Source organism: Anoxybacteroides rupiense (assembly GCF_014196195.1).
GTDB lineage: Bacteria > Bacillota > Bacilli > Bacillales > Anoxybacillaceae > Anoxybacteroides > Anoxybacteroides rupiense.
Genome location: NZ_JACIDF010000008.1, coordinates 41,088 through 56,895, shown reverse-complemented (window position 1 = coordinate 56,895; position 15,808 = coordinate 41,088). Strand labels below are relative to the sequence as shown.

The following is a 15,808-nucleotide window of genomic DNA, read 5'->3' as shown; positions in this document are numbered from 1 at the left end:
TAATGATTGACTTTTACGTTAACGTAAATTAAAATAAAATTCAGAAAAATAAAAATATAGGTGAACTCGATGAATTTCTATACCATCTCCCAATTGTCGCAGGAATTTGACATCAGCACGCGGACGATTCGTTATTATGAAGAGCGCGGGCTCATTGTACCGATCCGCACCGAGTCGGGCCAGCGCTTGTACACGAAAAAGGATCGGGCTGTGTTAAAGCTTATTTTGCGCGGCAAGCGGTTTGGCTTCTCGCTTGAGGAAATTCATGAAATGATTTCGCTTTTTGACAAAGATCGCACCGGACGGAAGCAGCTTGAAAAAACGATTGAATATGGTGAGCAGAAGCTGAAGGAGGTGAAAGAGCGGATCGATGATTGGCTGCAGCTGAAACATGAAATGGAAACGATTTTAGAAGACTTTAAAACAAGATTAGAAGAATTGGAGGGAAGTGAATGAACATTTCTGAACTCTTGGCGCGAAATGCGCGCAAATTTCCGGAAAAAATCGCGATCATTGATGGAGACGCGGTTCTTTCATACAGGCAAGTGGATGAGACGGTCAATCGCCTCGCTTCGTCGCTGCAAAGGCTCGGGCTGAAGCGAGAGGATAAAGTCGTTTTGTATATGCCAAACACGAAAGAATTTGTGTATGCCTACTTTGCGGTTTTGCGCCTCGGTGCGATTGCCGTTCCGGTCAACGCCCGGCTGACGGCTGAAGAAGTGCGCTATATTGTCGAGCATAGCGAAGCGAAAGCGGTCATCGCCCATGATTGGATTTATGAAGCGCTGGCGCCGCTTGCTGGCGATTTCGATCTTCTATGGATCAAAACCGGCGAGGCGAAAGACGGCTGGCGGTCGCTCGCGCAGCTCATTCATGATGGCAGCGCGAATTCGATTGCCTGCCCGCTTCAAGAAGACGATGAAGCGACGATTTTATATACATCGGGCACGACAGGGAGGCCCAAAGGCGTCTTATTTACGTACCGCAATATTTTATCTGTCGCTGTCATGATGGCGCTAGAAACGAAAATGGATAAAGACAGCCGCTTGTTGCATATGATGCCGCTCAGTCACTCCGCTCCGCTTCATTTATTTTTTATTGGCGGCATGTATGTTGGGGCCACCCATATATTATCACCTTCGTTTTCCCCAGAAGCATTGTTTCAGCTTGTCGAACAGCACCGCATTACCCACTTTTTCGGAGCCCCTGTCGCTTATCTGCTTGCGGCTAAGCACCCGCTCCTTCATCAGCATGATCTCTCTTCCGTTCAATATTGGACATATGGCGGAGCGCCGCTGTCAGCTGAAGAAGTGCGATTGGTCGCCAAACAGTTTCGCACCGACCGCCTCATGTGCTTATACGGCTTAACAGAAGCCGGTCCGAACGGCACGTACTTGTCGCCAGAGGAACATGCTCACAAAGCGGGCAGCGTCGGCAAATTCGCTGCGCTCAACTGCGAAGTGAAAATTGTCGATGAGCAGGGGCGTGAAGTGCCAGCGGGCGAAATTGGAGAAATTGCGCTCGCTGGCGAAGGAACGATGAAAAGATACTATAAAGACGAAGAAAAAACAGGAGAAACATTAAAAAACGGCTGGCTTTATACGGGAGATTTGGCCCGTCGTGATGAGGACGGCTATATTTGGATTGTGGACCGTAAAAAAGATATGATTATTTCCGGTGGTGTCAATGTCTATCCGAAGGAAGTGGAAGACGTGTTGCGAACCCATCCCGACATTATAGATGTCGCTGTTGTTGGGGTGCCGCATCCGGAATGGGGAGAAACGGTAAAGGCTTTTATTGTTGGGGCAAAACCGATCGATTCACTCGCAGATCGTTGTAAACGCTTTCTATCAGGGAAGCTTGCTGATTATAAAATTCCGCGCTTATATGAACAGATTGATGAACTGCCGCGCAATGCGACGGGAAAAATATTAAAGCAAGTCTTAAGGGGGATGGGCGATGAAGCAGCTGCGCGAAGCTGATCCAAATTTACTGGAGAATTTAAAAAAATATTTAGATCCAGAGTTATATGGCTATGCAGAGAAAGAGCTGGAGAAGTTTTGGCAGCTTTGTATGACGGAATTTGATAAAAGGGCCGTCCATACCGATCGTGAAGGGCAGCCGAGGTTGATCAAATATGATCGCTTTGGAAATGATGTATCGGAGGTGTGGGTCAACGAAGGCTACCGTCAGACGGTAAAGCAAACATATGAATCTGGAATCGTCGGCTATGTTCATAAAACTATTCCAGAGCTTGGCCGAAAAGGTAACTATATTTACTCTTACGCGCAAGGTTATTTGTTATCACAGGTAGAGCCAGGTTTTTATTGCCCGGTCACGTTGACAATGGCAACGGCCTATTTATTGGAGCATTTTGCGGATCAAGAGCTGAAAAATAAATATTTGCCACATGTCATTTCAACAGGAGAAGTCGAACGATATGAGGGAGCCACCTTTTTGACAGAGCGGCAAGGAGGATCGGATGTTGGAGCGAATGAGGTGAAGGCGGTTCCTTGCGGCGATCATTATAAAATTTATGGTGAAAAATACTTTGCGAGCAATGCTGGCATGTGCGGCGTAGCCATGGTATTAGCGCGCATCGAGGGCAGCGGACCGGGAACAAAAGGACTTAGCTTGTTTCTTGTGCCGTGGCGCACGGACGATGGATCGCTCAATGGCATTCAAATTCGCCGATTGAAAGATAAGCTTGGGGTGCGGGCCGTTCCATCAGCGGAAGTGGTGTTTGACGGTGCGAAAGCTTATGTTGTGGGCGATCCAACAAAAGGCTTTTATTACATGATGGAAGCGCTCAATTTATCGCGTGTCTGCAATGCGGTTGCTTCCATCGGCATTATGAAGCGGGCGCTTGATGAAGCGGTACAGTATGCAGAGGAACGATCGGCTTTTGGGCAAACATTGACCTCGTACCCGATGGTGAGAGAAACGTTGGCTCACTTGACGGCGCGCCAAGAAGTACAGACAAGTGCTTGTTTTGAGCTGATTGCATTATTTGATCGCATTATGCAAGCGCCAGAGCAGGCAACGGAAGCAGAAAAAGCGTGGAATCGGCTATTGATTGCCATTTTGAAAATGCGCACCGCTGAAGAGGCGATCGCTTTTGCACACGAAGCGATTGAGATGCACGGCGGCAATGGTTATATCGAAGATTTTGTCACTCCAAGGCTTCTTCGTGACGCACAAGTGCTGACGGTTTGGGAAGGCACCGCTAATATTTTGAGCTTGGAAGTATTGCGGCTCATCCGAAAGCATCGCATTGAGGAACGCTTTAACGACAAGATGCGCGAGCAGTTGGCGGCGCTTCCCGGACATCTTCGCCCGTTGGCGAAGCCGGTGGAAAGCGGATTGGATGAGCTGATGGAGTCATTGCCAAGGCTGCAAGCGATGCCGGAACATGCGCAAACATACCATGCGAAAAAAATAGCCAATCGTTTGTGCGATCTTTATTTAAGCGTGACGGCATTGAAAAACGCTTCGGAAAGCGAACGAAGCGAAATGATGGCCCGCCTCTTTTTGCAGCACATTTGGCCTCAGCATTTACTGGATTATGAGATGCTTGCGGTCAATTGTTTCGATTTGCTAGTAAATAAAAATAAGAAGATGAGAGTATAAGAGGATCAAAAGAAGCTGGCGTATGCCAGCTTTTATTTTTTTATGGAAAGATTGAAGAGAGCGCTTTTTTGCTAATTTTATCGACATCGATCGATGGAGACAGGGGAGTCATATGATTCGGAGATTGACCAAAAGAGATCATTCCGCTGTTTTTCTTTTTAGCGCAAGAAGCTTCTATCAATCTTTTTATCATTGATGATATCGTGGCTTTTGGTTATTAGCAGGATTTCCAAGAATTATGGGGAGACTTTGACGAACAAGGTGCGCTTCGGGCCGTTTTATGGCGTTTTTATGATATTCTGTATGCTCCAGCCGCGTTTGATGCAGATGGACTGAGATCATTCGCCGAGATCCTGCTTCGATCCGATTTTCCGGAAAATCAGAGATTATGGAGCAATTTGAAAAGCATGAATAGGAATGGACTGCGGTGGGATTCTTTCAATAGCTTGCAGTTACATAGAATCTATTATATAGTAGAAGTGAGACACAAAAAAAGCCCCTTACTCCAAAAGGGGGACAAGCAACAAATCAATCTAGAATCAACCTCTAAGTTTTGCCATGCTATTCCAAAAAGGAGGTGATCAGACATGGCCAAAGATGTGCTCTGTGAAGTGAACACTTGCCGCCATTGGGGTGACGGCAATCAATGCCAAGCTGACAAAATCTACATCATTTCTCATAGTTCCCATGAAAAAGCACAAAGCTCTGCAGAAACAGATTGCAAAACATTCGAAGCTAAGTAATGGAGACAGGGAGGTAAGGAGGTCTGTCATTCCTTCCTCCCGCATTTATTCTAACATGAATGATAATCATTATCAAGCGTTTCTTTTATCATTTATTGGAGATTTTTACTCGCTATCTGTGCTTTCAAGGAAGTGGGATTTTTTGTACTCGGCATATGTTTTGCTGCTACATATTCATTGATAAAAAACTTTGATCCGCTGATGAATAACGAAAAATGACGGATGGAGTCGGACACGGACAAAATATATAGCTCAAAACGGTTATCAAATTTTACTTGATAAAGATCAGTTGACTCAGAAGCTAAAAACTCCAACTTATTCAGCATTTTTGACACAAAAGCCGACAGAAGAAGAGTATCTGGAGCTTATCAATGATTTTTGGTGGGATACGACTTATGTTGCTAAAGGACTATGGCGCGATGAATTATACTTTGCCAAGTTTATGCTTGATTCTGTAAGCCGATTTCATTATTTACAGAAAATGGTGGAATGGTATATAGGTGTTCAGTATGATTGGAAGGTGAATCCGAACAAGCATGGCCGATGGTTTAAAAGATATCTAGATGAAGAAACGTGGATCGAGCTTGAGTCGACATTTGTCGGAAGCAACATAGAGGATAACTGGACGGCTCTTTTTGGCATGGCCGATTTGTTTACAAAGTTAAGCGCGAAAGTTGGCCAGTCATTAGGCTATACATATCCTAGCAAAGTGGAAGAAAAGATCAGAGAGTATTTGTTACAAGTAAGGCGGTTAGATAGATGTTAACCTGTTGGACTGTTTTTCCACGGTCGGGGGCCAGGTCTAAAGACTGACCTTCTGGCCGTGGTTTTTACTGGACATTCCATTTCTGAGCCTATTCCCCCGCTCTGTTAAGAGGCGGAAGCTGTTATGAACGTCTTTTCATGTATATAAGCTTATATTTGTCCATAGCATTCGTTGCTTTTTAGTAAAATAATGGACCACGAACACTGGTCACCAGACATTCTTTTGGAATATTGTGTACTGTCTAGTCGAGAGTTGCCCGCCTACTTGCTGGTCACCAGACATTCTTTTGGAATATTGGCTGAATGGAGGCAACGGTTGTGTTTTTATAAAAAAAGAGCGGCTTGAAAATTTCCTTTATGGAAACAGGAGATTTCGATATAATGGGAAAAAGAAGATAAGGCAAGAAGAGCGGGTCATAACGATGCGAGCCGCTTGCATTAAGCAGCCAAGTGTTCTTGACTGCGAATATGGACAATTCATAGTGCAGCGCACGTTTCTTATTTTGTCTGTCAATAAGTCTGAATATTCAGTTTATTATTGAACGAATAGGAGCTTCCGTGCAAATATCAAAGGTTTCATCAACCGGTTTCGCGATAAAAGAGACAGATGCTGCTTTGCTTCCCTCTCTTTCGTTTCAAAATATAGATAAAGAGGTGACAACGATGAATTTGCCAATGCAGCTTGAGAGAAAGGCAAGGACAAAAAAGAGAATTGCGATCTCGCTCGCTAGTGTATTGCTTGTTGCGATCGTCGCATGTGTGGCGATTTCCGTCTATGTTGGATGGAATTTAACGCATAAAGAACGAAAACCGATTTTAGAAACACCAAAAGATTATGGACTTGCCTATCAAGATGCCACCTTTATCAGCAAAGACGACGGGCTTAAGTTGAAAGGATGGATTATAGAACCGACCAAACAGGCTCGGATGACGATTATTTTTTCGCATGGCTACGGCGGCAACCGCTACGAGCCCAATGTTCCTTTTTTGCCGTTGGCTCAATCGCTAGCGGCGGAAGGATACCGCGTTATGATGTTTGATTTTCGAGCAAGCGGTGAATCAGAAGGCGATATGACTACGATTGGCGCAAAGGAAAAATACGACTTGCTTGGTGTGATTGATTATGCAAAACATCATTATTCTGAGCCGGTCGCGCTTTATGGTGTGTCGATGGGAGCTGCCACCTCCATTTTAGCTGCGGGAATGGATAAAGATGTAAAAGCGGTGATTGCTGACAGTCCATTTAGTGATTTAGAAGGCTATTTGCGCACTTATATGCCTGTATGGACCCATTTGCCCAACGTCCCATTTACTTACTTAATTATAACGCTTATTCCTATGTTGACAGATTTAAATCCGGCGGAATCAATCCCTATAAAAGCAGTGGATCAGATAGCACCGCGTCCCGTCTTATTTATCCACAGTAAAGATGATCCGTCGATTCCATACAAGGAAAGTGTAAGCATGTATAATAAACATCGCGATGTTTTTGAAATTTGGCTCACTGAAAAGGCCAAGCATGTGAAAAGCTTTGCGATGTACAAAGACGATTATATTCAAAAGGTGCTTCAGTTTTTAGAAAAAGTACAAAAGGCAGAATGATGACGTTGAACGAAGGATTTATGGAACGGGATTCTAGTTGCAAAGCGATCTCAAGCATTTTTCGATGTCCTGGCATGTCGACAGCCCTCCATTGTAAATATTCGAAAACTGGTCGTTTTTATTTGGCAAAAATTCTTGGATCAGTATCTTTTTTAAAGGAATAATTTACCTTTATGTAGTATTAACATCTACGTAGCCATTTGTATGAGGAGGGGATGTTTGTGAGCAATCGAAGAAAATGGTTTACTAGTCAGGATGTTGAAGGAATGATCGAGGAATTGGAAGAGTTTGCGACAGAGATAGGAAATCAGGCCGGCAACAGCAAAGATATAGAGAATCGAAGATTTTATGAAGGAATGGCTGTTGCTTGCAAGCTGATGGCGATGAAGCTAAAGAGGGGATTGGAGTATATTGATGAAACATTTTTAAACTGCGTGTATGAAAATATAAAAGCGCTAAGCGAAGAAAAAAGCCAGCATGTATTTGCGCGAGAAATAAAACAACGATGCTCCTTCTGCCTTCAGCACAAAGAGCCGCTCGTACAGGGGCCCTTTGCGTTGATTTGTCGGGATTGTCTGCGATTTGGCATAAAGGTCATGAGGAGCCGAAATGTCTAAAAGAAAAAAGGTGATGATGGATGGCGCGAAAAGTCGAAGTCGTTCCATTTTCCGAACAATGGGCGGAGCAGTTTCGTTGTGAAGCAGACAAAATGAAAGACGTCTTTCAAAACGGGTGCGTTGAAATCTACCATATCGGAAGCACCTCGGTCCCTGGAATGCGCGCCAAGCCCATCATTGATATCATGGTCGAGGTCCACAATCTTGACGAAGTCGATCGTTTTAATAAGCAAATGGCTGAGCTTGGTTATGAAGCATTGGGGGAACACGGGATTGCGAAGCGGAGATTTTTTCGCAAAGGAGGAGAAGAGCGGACGCATCACGTTCATGTGTTTCAAAAGGGGAGCGAACATATCGAGCGGCATTTGGCGTTTAAAGAATATATGGTCGCTCACTCCGATCAAGCTAAGGAATATAGCAAGCTGAAACAAATGCTAGCGCAACAATTCCCTTTGGATATTGGATCGTACATAGAAGGAAAGGATCCGTTTATCAAAAAAGCGGAACAAGAAGCGCTAGCATGGTATCGCAAGCGAAGAAAGGGGAAATCGAGTGCTGCTGAAATGGATTAAATGCGGTGTCTTTCCGGAGCAAAAGCGGAGGTTTTCGTTCGCACAAGAGCAATGGCAGGAATTAAAGGCGATTTCCGGCTTTCTCCAGCAAATAGGTGGTTGGAATGTAAACGATGCGAACGAGGCCTATATTTTTTCGTTCTGGGAAAATCATTCCGCCTACGAGGCATTTATGAAGCGGGATCACGATGAAATCATGGCGAAAAACAACCAGCGTGGCACCTATCATCGTCTTGCGGTTGACTTATATATGAAAGCATCACCCAATGACGATACTTTCTCTATTATGGAAATGCTGCGTAAAAGCAATGTGCTGCATGTATGGGAGCGCTGCGAACCATTGTCCGGTTCGTGTAGTGCAGAAGAATTTATTTGGTTTCAACATCTGCATGATCATCGTCGCTTGCTTATCGTCCCTGCTATGCCGCTGACGGATAGTGATGGGACGACCGTGGCAATTGAAGAGTCATGGACTACGTTTCGTTTTATGGAGGGGGAAGAAACATGAAGTGAAGAAGAGGGCTTTTGGTTTTTGGGTTGTGCCTGCTGCTTTTTCCGGCGCGCATTTGTGCTTCTCCTGCACCTAGTGAAATAACGAAAGCGAAGGAAAAAGCTCCGGTACACCTGATCGGCGTCGTCATCTCGGATCGGTTATATCAAGATCAAACAAACGAGGCCGATCATCCGTCACAAATTCGCCGCATGGCACTGTCAGTCAAGCAGCTGATCAAAGCTCCCCAAGAGCAATCCTTTTCCGAAGTGATCGTATATTATGTTTATAGGCCCTCGTGGATACAGGATGAACTGGGGAGCGTTCCATTAAGTGTCGCGGTTGGTGATGTGGTTGAAGTATGGCTGAAGCAAGGGAAAAGAGGATGGGAGCCTGCTTTAGGGGGATGGACGGTTCAGCATTTATCATATGCGGAAAAGCGCAGCGAACCGATTCCTGAACCGTTCTTGCATATGGCGGAACGCTATATAAAAACCTCTTGGCGTTACCATTCCGGTAGGATGGTATGGGGCGGAGTCATTTTTTTTCTTTTTGTCTTTGTTTTGTTTGTTAAATTGTTTAATCTGGATCGTGCCTCAACAGAAGATCGATGAAAATGCTGCCTTTTAGGGGAATCTATATGCTGGTGCATCAAGCATTGGAGAGGGGATGAAATGAAAATCATTCTGTTTGATGGCGCTTGCAGCTTTTGCCATGCAAGCGTTCGATTGATTATTGAAAGAGACCCGCACGCTTATTTTCGGTTTGACTCATTGCAGAGCGAAGCGGGACAAGCGCTATTGGAAGACGATCGAGTGCCTAGCCAGATTGATAGCTTGATATTGATTGACGGAAACACTTATTATACGAAGTCAAGCGCGGCGTTAAAGATATGCAAGCATTTGCGCGGATGGTGGAAGTGTCTATATGTATTCGTTCTTATTCCACGTCCGCTTCGCGATCTTCTCTATGATTGGATCGCCAAAAACCGTTATCAATGGTTTGGGACGACCGATCAGTGTTTGATTCCAACAGAGGACGTGCGAAGGCGATTTTTGCCATAAGGATACATGGATAAGGAGGAATCAATGAAATTTTATATTGCCTCAAGCTTCGCTAATAAAGAAGTGGTTCGCCTCTGCGCCCGGAGATTGATCGTAAACGGTTTTACACAGACATATGACAAAAAACGAGCGTCCGACAGCCATTGAACAGCTTTAACAAATAGGGCAAAAAGAGGTGCGAGAGGTGATGGCGGCCGATTTTTTTATTATGTCGCTTCCGGCCAGGAAGGGGAGCCATGTTGAATTAGGCATTGCGCTTGCATCAGGCAAGCGCGTTTATATGTATTCAACTGATGAAGACATCTATCATTCGGAAACAACAGCAACATTTTATCATCTTCCCGAAGTCAAAAAATTGGTTGGTGCATTTGATTGTTTTTGGGAGCGGCTCATTTTTCATGAAGAAACGAATGAAGGTGGAGCATTCTGACGGCTAGCATTTCATGAAAAATTGGAGCGTGATTCACGAGCGAATGACGGCCGGCGCTTCCCGAAGTTTCGTTTTATTATAGAAACGATCACGATCGAAATCGCCAGTCCATCCATTACTTTTCTCGAACGGAGGGTCGACATTTTTCTGTTTGTTTTGCATCAAGTGTTCCAGCGATCGCCGTATGAAAATAGAGTTTTCGGCGATATTCCGGCAAAGGAGATAGGCGATTGATAGAATTAGGGAGAATCAAAGACAAAAGGCTTGTAATGGAATCGTAATAGATTTGTAACTGCTTTTTATTCTTTTTGTCATTGATTCGCCATTTTCTTTTAATATAATGATCCATGTTCGTAGAAACGGAGACTATCAATACATCGGGAGGAGCAACATGAAAAAAACGGCGATTTTTACAGGGACACTGATCATGTCTTTATTAGCAGGACAAACAGCTTTTGCTAGCAGTTACACAGTTCAAAAAGGCGATACGCTTTGGAACATATCGAACCAGTATCATACGACGGTTGAAACATTAATGCAAATGAACGGTTTAACTTCTGATCTTATTTTTCCTGGCCAAACATTAAAAGTGAGTGAGAAAGAAGATACATATGTAGTGAAAAAAGGCGATACATTGAGCGAGATTGCTAATCAATTTCATATAACGGTAGATTCATTATTGCAAATGAATCCAGGAATTTCTGATCCGAATTTTATTAAGGAGGGTCAAATTGTTTATTTAGTAAAACAGGTATCATCATCTACCCAATCTACTGTGCCGTCCTCTGCGAATGGCTATTATATTGTAAAGGAAGGAGACACACTTTCTGGCATTGCGGCAAAGTTTCAAACTACCATTCGCTCGTTGCTTGCGTTAAATCCGCAGATTGCTAATCCTAATCTGATTCGAGCTGGCCAGTCCATTAAGGTGGCAGGACAGCCAGTCGGTGTTGCCGAACAAAACCAAGCAGTGTCTTCCAGCACAGCGAAAAATGAACAGCCGCAAAAGGTCTCTTATTCAGACGAAAAAGTTTCTGCTGATCCGGTGCAAAACAACACAAAACCAACGACTCTCTCTTTAGCTGATAAAATTATTCAAATCGGCGAAAAGTATTTAGGAGCCAAATATTTATATGGTGCTAGTCCATCCCGCACCGATGCGTTTGATTGCTCTTCTTTTACCATGAGAGTATTTAGTGAAGCAGGAATTGCTCTGCCACGCAGTTCATCGGCGCAGGCGCAAGTAGGGACTCCGATCTCGATCAGCCAGCTTCAAAAAGGAGATCTGTTGTTCTTTGATACAGACTTCAATGGAACGATCAACCATGTCGGCATTTATGCAGGCGGCGGGCAAATGCTCAATGCCACCACTTCAAAAGGTGTCACGTATGTATCAATCAATATGGCCTATTGGCAAGAGCGTTTTGTAAAGGCTGTACGCGTTCTCAACTAATCTATTTAAACATTTATTAGTTGAAACGGCTTTGTTTCATCTTCAAGTTTCCTCCTAATTAATGAATGGAAAAGTGATAAAAGAGAAAAGTCAAACGCTTTGAAATGCATTTACTAGTATCAGAATCTCAGCTCAGAACCTCATATAAAAAGAAGAAGCTTCAAGGGTTGGCCCTTGAAGCTTTTTTAATTTCAAACCGAAAAACCCGTCTGCTTTACAAAAGGGTTTTTCGGTTAAACGGAGAATCATTTAACATGTTTATTGAGGAGATTTTCACAACGTATGGGGAAGAGGAATTTCATAGTGAATCGTTGGAGAAGGAGGGCGAACGATCATGCGTGTGGTAACAGCAGCTGAAATGTATGCCATTGACCGCTATACGATCGAGCATATAGGAATCAGTGAAGAAGCATTGATGGAAAATGCCGGACAAGCCGCTGCTAGAGTACTGCTTGAGCGCATTTCTCCGTTTCAGCGTATTGCTGTGTTAGCAGGTGCGGGCAATAACGGAGGGGATGGCTTTATTATGGCAAGAGTGTTGAAAAGCTGGGGCTATACCGTTGATTTATGGCTTATTCCCCCAAAAGAAAGAATAAAAGGAGCAGCCAAAAAAGCGCTTGAAATCTATGAAAATTGCGGTTATGAGGTGAAAAGCTTTATCGGAAATGAGCCGTTATTTTTTCAGCAAATGCTGAGCTATCACGTTTTGATTGATGCGCTGCTCGGAATCGGTGTGAAAGGGCCAGTCCAATCGCCTTATAAAGAAATCATCGATGCGATGAACCATCATCATGACGCAGTTGTATATGCTATTGATGTTCCAAGCGGTGTTCCGGCTGACGGTGGAGAGATAGGAGCGGCTGTTTATGCAGATATGACGATTACGATACAATATCCAAAACTGAGCGCTTATACATTTCCAAGCGCTGATTATTACGGTGAATTAGTAGTGGTTGATATCGGGATCCCTCCGCGTTCATCGGAGCACCATGCGGCTTTCCGTAAAGTATGGATGAAAGAGGACGTCATCCGCACGCTCCCAGAAAGAAAGCGCGCCTCACATAAAGGAGTGCATGGTAAGGGATTGATTATTGGAGGCTCTCAAAGGATGACCGGCGCCGTTATGATGGCAGCAAAGGCGGCTTTACGGAGCGGGGCGGGACTTTTGACGCTGGCCATTCCTGAAACGATTTATCCTGTGGTGGCTAGCGGCGTGCTTGAAGCGATGTATCATCCTTGTTCAGCGAAAAATGGCGGCTTTGCTGGAGAGATCGATTTGATCCATTTGGATATGGATGCCATCGCTATAGGGCCGGGGATGGGAAGGCTGGAAGGAACGAAACCGATCGTTCAAGCGGCTCTTGCCCAAGAAGTGCCAGTTGTTCTTGATGCCGATGCCTTATTTTTTTGGAGCGACTACGCTCGTTTTTTGAAAAAACGAACAAGCCCCACGATCGTGACCCCACATCCAGGAGAAATGGCGCGCATGCTTGGCCTATCGATTCGCGAGGTGGAAAATGACCGCTTTCAAGTAAGCAGACAAATGGCCATTGACTATGGGATCTACGTCGTCTTAAAAGGGCCTTATACGATTGTCGCTACCCCTGATGGAAAGCAGTATATCAATACGACGGGGAATCCGGCTCTGGCCAAAGGGGGAAGCGGCGATGCGCTTACAGGAATGATTCTTGCGTTTTTGATGCAGCATCGTTCGCTTGAAGCGGCGATCAGCAATGCGGTTTGGGTGCATGGAAAAGCAGCTGATTTTTTAGTGAAAACGAAGCATTCGCCATTCGATGTGCTGGCGACCGATGTAATCAGCGCCATTCCAAACGTCCTATCTTCGTTATGTAAAGGGAAAAAATGATGAGATATACGATGTTTCCATTAAGCGAGAATGCATTGACGATTCGCTTTTCGAATGAGATCAGCGACGAAGCACATGAGCGCGTTCAAAAACTAACTCGTTTGCTCCGTTGTGAAGCGATGGAAGGGATCATAGATATCGTCCCTGCCTTTTCATCGGTTACGGTCTATTACAATCCGCTTGTGCTTGGGACATATGAACAAGCAAGCCGAGACATCAGCGAGAAAGTGGAAGGAATGGAGAGAGCGGCTTCAGCTTTAGCAGGACGCACGGTTGTAATCCCGGTTTGTTATGGGGGAGAGTTCGGACCTGATTTGCTAGAAGTAGCGCAGTATCATGGCATAACGGAGGAAGAGGTGATTCGTCTTCATTCGGCAGGAACATATAAAGTATATATGATTGGGTTTGCTCCAGGATTTGCGTATTTGGGAGGGCTGCCATCGCAGCTTGCCACCCCGCGCCGCGCTGTTCCACGCTTGCTTGTCCCGGAGGGATCTGTCGGTATTGCCGACCGCCAGACGGGAGTATATCCGCTTGCTACACCGGGGGGATGGCAAATTATCGGGAAAACTCCACTGTCTTTATTCTGTGCAGAGCGGCAGCCTCCTAGCTTGTTGCAAGCTGGAGATGTTGTGCAGTTTCATCCGATGACGGAGAAAGAATATAGGATGTGGAAAAATAATGGGGATTTTTGTTCTTGATGGAGGCTTTTTCACAACTGTACAAGATTTGGGGAGATGGGGGGTTCAAAAAGACGGTGTGCCAGTCAGCGGCGTTATGGATGATTTTGCGAGCCGCCTTGCTAATTTTTTAGTCGGAAACGAAGCAAATGAAGCCGTGTTAGAAATAACCATGCTGGGTCCGACCCTGCGTTTTGAAATAGGAACGGTTGTCGCTATTTGCGGCGGCGAATTTTCTGGCAAACTGAACGATCAGTCCGTACCGCTGTGGCAGCCGTTTATGGTACAGCCGGGCGATATACTTGCCATTGGCGCCTGTCGGATAGGCTATCGGGGATATGTCGCTGTTTCTGGAGGATTGCATGTTCCGCTGCTGATGAATAGCCGTTCAACCTACACGAAAGCCGCTATCGGCGGCTTTTATGGCCGCCCTTTGCAAAAAGATGATGAGCTTTCGCTGCGGCCAGCTCCTTGTTTGCCAGAATGGCAGCCTTCATGGGGAATCGCTTTTTCTATACGTCAATATATCAACAGTCAAGAAAAAGTGATTCGTGCCGTAGAAGGACCAGACTTCCACACGTTTACAAAAGAAAGCATTGAACATTTTTTTACCGAAGTATATGAAGTCACGACACAGTCTGATCGGATGGGCTACCGGCTGCGAGGTCAAAAGTTGCAGAGAAGTGTGGACCAAGAGATCGTTTCAGAAGCGGTGACGTTTGGAACCGTACAAGTGCCCGCGTCCGGCGATCCAATTGTGTTAATGGCGGATCGGCAAACAACCGGCGGCTACCCGCGTATCGCTCAAGTATTAGCTGTCGATTTGCCAATTTTAGCACAAGCGCGCCCCGGCGATCGCATTCGCTTTCAACCATCATCTTGGCAGGAAGCGCAGCGATTATACATCCAGCGCGAGCGTGAGATGATGTACTCAAGAGCGATCATCCGCCAAAAATGGAGGGAGATAAATGGCGCAAATCGATTTAAATTGTGATTTTGGTGAAGGTTTTGGTATATATGAGCTTGGCGAAAACGAAATATTGCACTATGTCACATCCGTTAATATAGCATGCGGATTTCATGCCGGCGATCCGGTTGTCATGAGGAAAACTGTGCAGATGGCGCTTGAAAAGGGAGTGGCGATCGGTGCACATCCTGGTTTTCCTGATTTGCTTGGCTTTGGACGCCGCCATATGCATGTCACTTTTGAGGAGGCGTATGCCTACGTTGTTTATCAAATTGGAGCGCTGTCGGCATTTGTCAAGGCGGAAGGAGGCCGGCTTTCTCATGTCAAGCCGCACGGCGCCTTGTATAATATGGCGGCGAAAGATGCAGAATTGGCGGAAGCGATCGCTCAAGCGGTGCGGGATGTGGATTCGTCGCTCGTTTTATATGGGCTTAGCGGAAGCGAACTGATTCGTGCCGGCAAACGGTTTGGTTTGAGAACGGCAAATGAAGTGTTTGCCGACCGGACCTATCAAGAAGATGGCTCACTCACTCCAAGAAGTCATCCACGGGCCTTGATTACGAACGAAGAGGATGCGGTGCGTCAAGTGGTGAAAATGGTGCGCGAACGCTGTGTTCGTTCGCTTGCAGGTACTGATGTGGAGATTGTGGCAGAAACGGTGTGTGTTCACGGTGACGGGAGTCAAGCCGTTTCGTTTGCGAAGCGGTTAGTTCAAGCGTTGCATGGTGCAATGATTGAAATCCAAGCGATTGGATAACGAAAACGTGATATATTCCGGCGTCATTCACGGTAAATATATTTTTCTGTCTGTCCGTTCGTCCGGATTCTCGCGGCAAAGGAAGCGCAAAAGCGATGTGGCAAGGCCGCTAGCGAATGGCGGAGGATATAGAAACCATTCCTTTACTTATAAGCTTTGAGCAACGTTTGG

The 15,808-nt window shown here is 45.3% G+C and carries 18 protein-coding genes and 1 pseudogene; all 19 read left to right on the top strand.

The window, feature by feature from the left end:
* Positions 1 to 69 precede the first annotated feature (69 nt).
* Positions 70 to 456: a MerR family transcriptional regulator gene (locus GGQ95_RS13305; RefSeq protein WP_066148640.1), complete on the top strand. Its 387-nt coding sequence runs from the start codon at positions 70 to 72 to the stop codon at positions 454 to 456.
* Positions 453 to 1,982 (top strand): class I adenylate-forming enzyme family protein, encoded by a 1,530-nt coding sequence (locus tag GGQ95_RS13300; RefSeq protein WP_080862729.1) that lies wholly within the window; start codon positions 453 to 455, stop codon positions 1,980 to 1,982. Before GGQ95_RS13305 ends, GGQ95_RS13300 begins: the two co-directional genes overlap by 4 nt.
* Entirely contained in the window at positions 1,960 to 3,630 is a 1,671-nt protein-coding gene (locus GGQ95_RS13295; RefSeq protein WP_066148644.1) for an acyl-CoA dehydrogenase family protein, read from the top strand. The genes GGQ95_RS13300 and GGQ95_RS13295 overlap by 23 nt, the downstream gene beginning before the upstream one ends.
* Positions 3,631 to 3,742: 112 nt before the next feature.
* Positions 3,743 to 3,930 (top strand): annotated as a pseudogene (locus GGQ95_RS18365) (GNAT family N-acetyltransferase); the annotation flags it as partial.
* A gap of 287 nt (positions 3,931 to 4,217) precedes the next feature.
* Positions 4,218 to 4,373: a DUF1540 domain-containing protein gene (locus GGQ95_RS13290; protein WP_080862730.1), complete on the top strand. Its 156-nt coding sequence runs from the start codon at positions 4,218 to 4,220 to the stop codon at positions 4,371 to 4,373.
* Positions 4,374 to 4,578: 205 nt separating this feature from the next.
* The gene (locus tag GGQ95_RS13285; protein WP_183186978.1) at positions 4,579 to 5,139 is read left to right on the top strand and encodes an aminoglycoside 6-adenylyltransferase; all 561 of its coding nucleotides are present in this window, start codon (positions 4,579 to 4,581) and stop codon (positions 5,137 to 5,139) included.
* A gap of 662 nt (positions 5,140 to 5,801) precedes the next feature.
* Positions 5,802 to 6,740 carry an alpha/beta hydrolase gene (locus GGQ95_RS13280; RefSeq protein ID WP_159719931.1) on the top strand — a complete coding sequence of 313 codons (939 nt, stop codon included), beginning with the start codon at positions 5,802 to 5,804 and terminating at the stop codon, positions 6,738 to 6,740.
* 221 nt (positions 6,741 to 6,961) lie between these two features.
* Positions 6,962 to 7,357 carry a hypothetical protein gene (locus GGQ95_RS13275; protein ID WP_231734626.1) on the top strand — a complete coding sequence of 132 codons (396 nt, stop codon included), beginning with the start codon at positions 6,962 to 6,964 and terminating at the stop codon, positions 7,355 to 7,357.
* Between the two features lie 20 nt (positions 7,358 to 7,377).
* Positions 7,378 to 7,929 (top strand): GrpB family protein, encoded by a 552-nt coding sequence (locus GGQ95_RS13270; protein WP_080862732.1) that lies wholly within the window; start codon positions 7,378 to 7,380, stop codon positions 7,927 to 7,929.
* Positions 7,910 to 8,437 (top strand): YdbC family protein, encoded by a 528-nt coding sequence (locus GGQ95_RS13265; RefSeq protein ID WP_159719930.1) that lies wholly within the window; start codon positions 7,910 to 7,912, stop codon positions 8,435 to 8,437. The genes GGQ95_RS13270 and GGQ95_RS13265 overlap by 20 nt, the downstream gene beginning before the upstream one ends.
* A gap of 17 nt (positions 8,438 to 8,454) precedes the next feature.
* Complete coding sequence (locus tag GGQ95_RS13260; protein WP_159719929.1) at positions 8,455 to 9,033, top strand: hypothetical protein; 579 nt, start codon at positions 8,455 to 8,457, stop codon at positions 9,031 to 9,033.
* A 60-nt stretch (positions 9,034 to 9,093) separates the two neighbouring features.
* Positions 9,094 to 9,483: a thiol-disulfide oxidoreductase DCC family protein gene (locus GGQ95_RS13255; protein WP_159719928.1), complete on the top strand. Its 390-nt coding sequence runs from the start codon at positions 9,094 to 9,096 to the stop codon at positions 9,481 to 9,483.
* A 24-nt stretch (positions 9,484 to 9,507) separates the two neighbouring features.
* Positions 9,508 to 9,630, top strand: a complete 123-nt coding sequence (locus GGQ95_RS18615; RefSeq protein ID WP_255458133.1) for a hypothetical protein — start codon at positions 9,508 to 9,510, stop codon at positions 9,628 to 9,630.
* Positions 9,631 to 9,670: 40 nt separating this feature from the next.
* On the top strand, positions 9,671 to 9,913 hold the full coding sequence (locus tag GGQ95_RS18360; protein WP_244963741.1) for a hypothetical protein: 243 nt from the start codon (positions 9,671 to 9,673) through the stop codon (positions 9,911 to 9,913).
* Between the two features lie 391 nt (positions 9,914 to 10,304).
* On the top strand, positions 10,305 to 11,366 hold the full coding sequence (locus GGQ95_RS13240) for a C40 family peptidase (protein WP_183186934.1): 1,062 nt from the start codon (positions 10,305 to 10,307) through the stop codon (positions 11,364 to 11,366).
* A gap of 334 nt (positions 11,367 to 11,700) precedes the next feature.
* On the top strand, positions 11,701 to 13,233 hold the full coding sequence (locus GGQ95_RS13235; protein ID WP_066148669.1) for a bifunctional ADP-dependent NAD(P)H-hydrate dehydratase/NAD(P)H-hydrate epimerase: 1,533 nt from the start codon (positions 11,701 to 11,703) through the stop codon (positions 13,231 to 13,233).
* A complete protein-coding gene (gene pxpB / locus GGQ95_RS13230) occupies positions 13,233 to 13,934 on the top strand; it encodes a 5-oxoprolinase subunit PxpB (protein WP_183186933.1) in 702 nt (233 codons plus the stop codon). The genes GGQ95_RS13235 and pxpB overlap by 1 nt, the downstream gene beginning before the upstream one ends.
* Positions 13,915 to 14,907, top strand: coding sequence for a 5-oxoprolinase subunit C family protein (locus GGQ95_RS13225; RefSeq protein WP_183186932.1), 993 nt, complete (start codon positions 13,915 to 13,917; stop codon positions 14,905 to 14,907). The genes pxpB and GGQ95_RS13225 overlap by 20 nt, the downstream gene beginning before the upstream one ends.
* Positions 14,882 to 15,637 (top strand): LamB/YcsF family protein, encoded by a 756-nt coding sequence (locus GGQ95_RS13220; protein ID WP_044746457.1) that lies wholly within the window; start codon positions 14,882 to 14,884, stop codon positions 15,635 to 15,637. The genes GGQ95_RS13225 and GGQ95_RS13220 overlap by 26 nt, the downstream gene beginning before the upstream one ends.
* Positions 15,638 to 15,808 lie beyond the last annotated feature (171 nt).

Bases quoted from the DNA above. Each gene is read 5' to 3' on its own strand.
- GGQ95_RS13305 (WP_066148640.1), top strand. From the start codon at position 70: ATGAATTTCTATACCATCTCCCAATTGTCGCAGGAATTTGACATCAGC.
- GGQ95_RS13300 (WP_080862729.1), top strand. From the start codon at position 453: ATGAACATTTCTGAACTCTTGGCGCGAAATGCGCGCAAATTTCCGGAA.
- GGQ95_RS13295 (WP_066148644.1), top strand. From the start codon at position 1,960: ATGAAGCAGCTGCGCGAAGCTGATCCAAATTTACTGGAGAATTTAAAA.
- GGQ95_RS13290 (WP_080862730.1), top strand. From the start codon at position 4,218: ATGGCCAAAGATGTGCTCTGTGAAGTGAACACTTGCCGCCATTGGGGT.
- GGQ95_RS13280 (WP_159719931.1), top strand. From the start codon at position 5,802: ATGAATTTGCCAATGCAGCTTGAGAGAAAGGCAAGGACAAAAAAGAGA.
- GGQ95_RS13270 (WP_080862732.1), top strand. From the start codon at position 7,378: ATGGCGCGAAAAGTCGAAGTCGTTCCATTTTCCGAACAATGGGCGGAG.
- GGQ95_RS13255 (WP_159719928.1), top strand. From the start codon at position 9,094: ATGAAAATCATTCTGTTTGATGGCGCTTGCAGCTTTTGCCATGCAAGC.
- GGQ95_RS18615 (WP_255458133.1), top strand. From the start codon at position 9,508: ATGAAATTTTATATTGCCTCAAGCTTCGCTAATAAAGAAGTGGTTCGC.
- GGQ95_RS18360 (WP_244963741.1), top strand. From the start codon at position 9,671: ATGGCGGCCGATTTTTTTATTATGTCGCTTCCGGCCAGGAAGGGGAGC.
- GGQ95_RS13240 (WP_183186934.1), top strand. From the start codon at position 10,305: ATGAAAAAAACGGCGATTTTTACAGGGACACTGATCATGTCTTTATTA.
- GGQ95_RS13235 (WP_066148669.1), top strand. From the start codon at position 11,701: ATGCGTGTGGTAACAGCAGCTGAAATGTATGCCATTGACCGCTATACG.
- pxpB (WP_183186933.1), top strand. From the start codon at position 13,233: ATGAGATATACGATGTTTCCATTAAGCGAGAATGCATTGACGATTCGC.
- GGQ95_RS13225 (WP_183186932.1), top strand. From the start codon at position 13,915: ATGGGGATTTTTGTTCTTGATGGAGGCTTTTTCACAACTGTACAAGAT.
- GGQ95_RS13220 (WP_044746457.1), top strand. From the start codon at position 14,882: ATGGCGCAAATCGATTTAAATTGTGATTTTGGTGAAGGTTTTGGTATA.